The 3,609-nt window shown below is 62.8% G+C and carries 3 protein-coding genes; 2 read left to right on the forward strand and 1 reads right to left on the reverse strand.

Going from position 1 to position 3,609, the window contains the following annotated elements:
* The first annotated feature begins 211 nt into the window (after positions 1–211).
* The gene (locus ACO6D5_RS25550; RefSeq protein WP_485826921.1) at positions 212–640 is read left to right on the forward strand and encodes a helix-turn-helix domain-containing protein; all 429 of its coding nucleotides are present in this window, start codon (positions 212–214) and stop codon (positions 638–640) included.
* Between the two features lie 112 nt (positions 641–752).
* On the opposite strand, the gene ACO6D5_RS25555 is transcribed toward ACO6D5_RS25550, so the two are convergent.
* Positions 753–1,310 (reverse strand): SecDF P1 head subdomain-containing protein, encoded by a 558-nt coding sequence (locus tag ACO6D5_RS25555; RefSeq protein ID WP_485826922.1) that lies wholly within the window; start codon positions 1,308–1,310, stop codon positions 753–755.
* 328 nt (positions 1,311–1,638) lie between these two features.
* On the opposite strand from ACO6D5_RS25555, the gene thiC reads away from it, so the two are divergent.
* Entirely contained in the window at positions 1,639–3,552 is a 1,914-nt protein-coding gene (gene thiC / locus ACO6D5_RS25560) for a phosphomethylpyrimidine synthase ThiC (RefSeq protein WP_485826923.1), read from the forward strand.
* Positions 3,553–3,609 lie beyond the last annotated feature (57 nt).

Consider the following 3,609-nt stretch of genomic DNA (forward strand, 5'->3'; position numbering starts at 1 on the left):
CGGCGATTCGAACGCGCTGACCTGCCATTGAAATTCACGCAAGGCAGCGACAAAATTATTGCTCGTCATTTCATCAAGCTGCACGACGAACACATTGCCCCGTTCCTGCATGCGAACGCACTCCCAGAATTATTACTTAAGTGATTCTTATAGCTACCAAAGTAGATGACGAGCAAGCTTCAATCGGTGCGTGAAGACATTTTCAGACCGATTGAAGCAAGCCCGTCTTCTGCGTGGCCACACGCAGAAGACGCTCGCGCGTCTGGCGCGGATTTCGCAAAGTGCAATCGCCAGTTACGAAAGCGGGCTTCGCCACTCCAGCCGGTCGGTGCGCAAGCTTGCCCAGATTCTGAAAATCGAAGCGGAATGGCTTGAAACCGGCAAAGGCCCCATGGAACTGCCCATGGAAGGTTATGACCTGTCCGATACGCTTGCGCCCGCAGGCATTGCCGAAACCATGGCGCGCCTGCCCAAGCGCCGCCGTCCGCAAGCGCCCTGGCCTTTTCCCAATATCGCGCCCTCGCTGTTCGACGGGCTATCGCCCGAAGACCGCGTGCAGCTCGAAGCGTTGACGCTGACTTTCATCGAAACGGCGCACGCCCGCCGTACCGTCAAGCCCCGAGGACGCAAGCCCGGCTGATCAGCGCATCGCCCTGCCCTGAATACCTGAGCCCTCACGGGCAAAAAAAATCCGCATCGTTCGATGCGGATTTTTTTCGTCTTGCGGATGCGGGCCAACGCCCGCCCGAAGATCAGGGCTTGGGCGCGGGCGCCGTGCCGTTTGCGGCCGGAGCCGGGGCGGCGTCGCCACGGATCTTGGCGGCGATTTCAGACGCGGCCTGGGCCGATGCCACGCCAAACGCGAGCACGCCGCGGTTCAGCGGTTCGGCAATGCTGGGGGCCGCGACCAGTTCCTGGTCGATCACCAGCGCCAGGCGGTTGCCGACGTTCTTGGTGCTGACGTCCGTCAGCTTGCGCGCGCCGGCTTCTGAAAAGCGCAGGCCCACGAAGTTCTGGCCTTGGCGATCCACCAGCGCGGCGGCATCGGTCAGGTCAGCGCGCGTCAGCACGGGCGTCTGCTGCATGTAGAGCTTGCCGTCAGGCAGCGCGATTTCGCGCAGGCCCGGGGCGGGCTGCTGCTGCGCCAGGTAGAAGTCCACCGACGAGGCGGTGGCCGGCTGGGTCGTTTGCTGGCCGGCTTCGGGCGTGGCCGCGGCACCGGACGACTTCGTCGGGGCGGTCTTGCAACCTGCTAGCGCCAACGTCACAACAACCAGGGCGGGCGCCAATTTGCGTAGGGTCAGTTGCATGCTCGATTCCTTCTTAAGTGGGCTGGTCCCGGCAAGACGACTACCCGCCGGGCGTTTCATTGAAAAAGTGTACCGAACCTGAATGACACTGTCGCCCCAGACTGAATCCAATTGTAAAGCAGTAATACCAGCCCTCCTCGCAGTTGGCTCTATACTTCGCTTTCGCGCAGGGGTACTCGTCCCGCCTTTCCGGCAGGACGTGTTGAGAGAGTCCCTTCGTACCAGTACGGATAATGCCGATGCTGGGAGCCGTATTTCCGCCAGGGGTCCTCGCACGCCTGGCGGAAGTCCTTCCCGATCGGCTCCAACAACTCGCTTGGAGCTTTCCATGAACGCCAATCCCAAATTCCTGGCCGCTACCGCCGAAGTCGACGCGGCGGCCGTCGCACCGCTGCCCAAATCGCGCCGCGTGTATGAAACGGGCTCGCGCCCCGACATCCGCGTCCCGTTCCGCGAGATCGAGCAGGACGACACGCCGACGATGTTCGGCGGGGAAAAGAACCCCCCACTGACGGTCTACGACTGCAGCGGTCCCTACACCGACCCCGACGCCAAGATCGACATCCGCCGCGGCCTGCCAGCGCTGCGCCGCGCCTGGATCGAAGAACGCGGCGATACGGAAGTGCTGCCGGGCCCGACCAGCGATTACGGCCGCGAACGCCTGACCGATCCCAAGCTGACGGCCATGCGCTTCGACTTGCAGCGCCCGCCGCGCCGCGCCAGATCCGGCGCCAACGTGTCGCAGATGCACTATGCGCGTCGCGGCATCGTGACGCCCGAAATGGAGTACGTGGCGATCCGCGAAAGCCTGCGCCGCGAGCACTACCTGCAAACGCTGCGCGACAGCGGCCCCGACGGTGAAAAGATGGTCAAGCGCCTGCTGCGCCAGCACCCGGGCCAATCGTTCGGCGCCGCCATCCCCGCGGCCATCACGCCGGAATTCGTGCGTGACGAGATCGCGCGCGGCCGCGCCATCATCCCCGCCAACATCAACCACCCTGAAGTCGAACCGATGGCCATCGGCCGCAACTTCCTGGTGAAGATCAACGCCAACATCGGCAACTCGGCCGTCAGCTCCGGCATCGGCGAGGAAGTGGAAAAGATGACCTGGGCGATCCGCTGGGGCGGCGACACGGTGATGGACTTGTCCACCGGCCGCCACATCCACGAAACGCGCGAATGGATCATCCGCAACTCACCGGTGCCGATCGGCACGGTGCCGATCTACCAGGCGCTGGAAAAGGTCGACGGCAAGGCCGAGGACCTGACGTGGGAGATCTTCCGCGACACGCTGATCGAACAGGCCGAACAGGGCGTGGACTACTTCACGATCCACGCCGGCGTGCGCCTGCCGTTCATTCCGATGACGGCCGACCGCATGACCGGCATCGTCTCGCGCGGCGGCTCGATCATGGCCAAGTGGTGTCTTGCCCACCATAAGGAGAGCTTCCTGTACGAGCGCTTCGAAGACATCTGCGACATCATGAAGGCCTATGACGTCAGCTTCTCGCTGGGCGACGGCCTGCGCCCGGGCTCGGGTTACGACGCCAACGACGAAGCCCAATTCGCCGAACTGAAGACGCTGGGCGAACTGACGCAGGTCGCCTGGAAGCACGACGTGCAGGTGATGATCGAAGGCCCCGGCCATGTGCCGATGCAGATGATCAAGGAAAACATGGAGCTGCAGCTGGAACACTGCCACGAGGCGCCGTTCTACACGCTGGGCCCCCTGACCACCGACATCGCTCCCGGCTACGACCACATCACCTCCGGCATCGGCGCCGCGCTGATCGGCTGGTACGGCACGGCGATGCTCTGTTACGTGACGCCGAAGGAGCACTTGGGCCTGCCGAACAAAAAGGACGTGAAGGACGGCATCATCACGTACAAGATCGCCGCCCACGCCGCCGACCTGGCCAAGGGCCACCCCGGCGCCGCGATCCGCGACAACGCCTTGTCAAAAGCGCGCTTCGAATTCCGCTGGGACGACCAGTTCAACCTGGGCCTGGATCCGGACACCGCAAAGGAATTCCACGACGAGACGCTGCCGAAGGATTCCATGAAAGTGGCGCACTTCTGCTCGATGTGCGGTCCGCATTTCTGCAGCATGAAGATCACGCAGGACGTGCGGGATTATGCGGCGGCGCAAGGGGTCAGTGAGAAGGACGCGTTGCAGAAGGGCATGCAGGAGAAGTCAGTGGAGTTCGTTAAGAAAGGGGCCGAGGTTTATCATCGGCAGTGATTTTTTTTGTTCGGTGGTGGTGGGCGTTTGAGTTGAGTTTTTAAGACGCCTGTCGTG

The organism is Achromobacter sp., assembly GCF_057314935.1.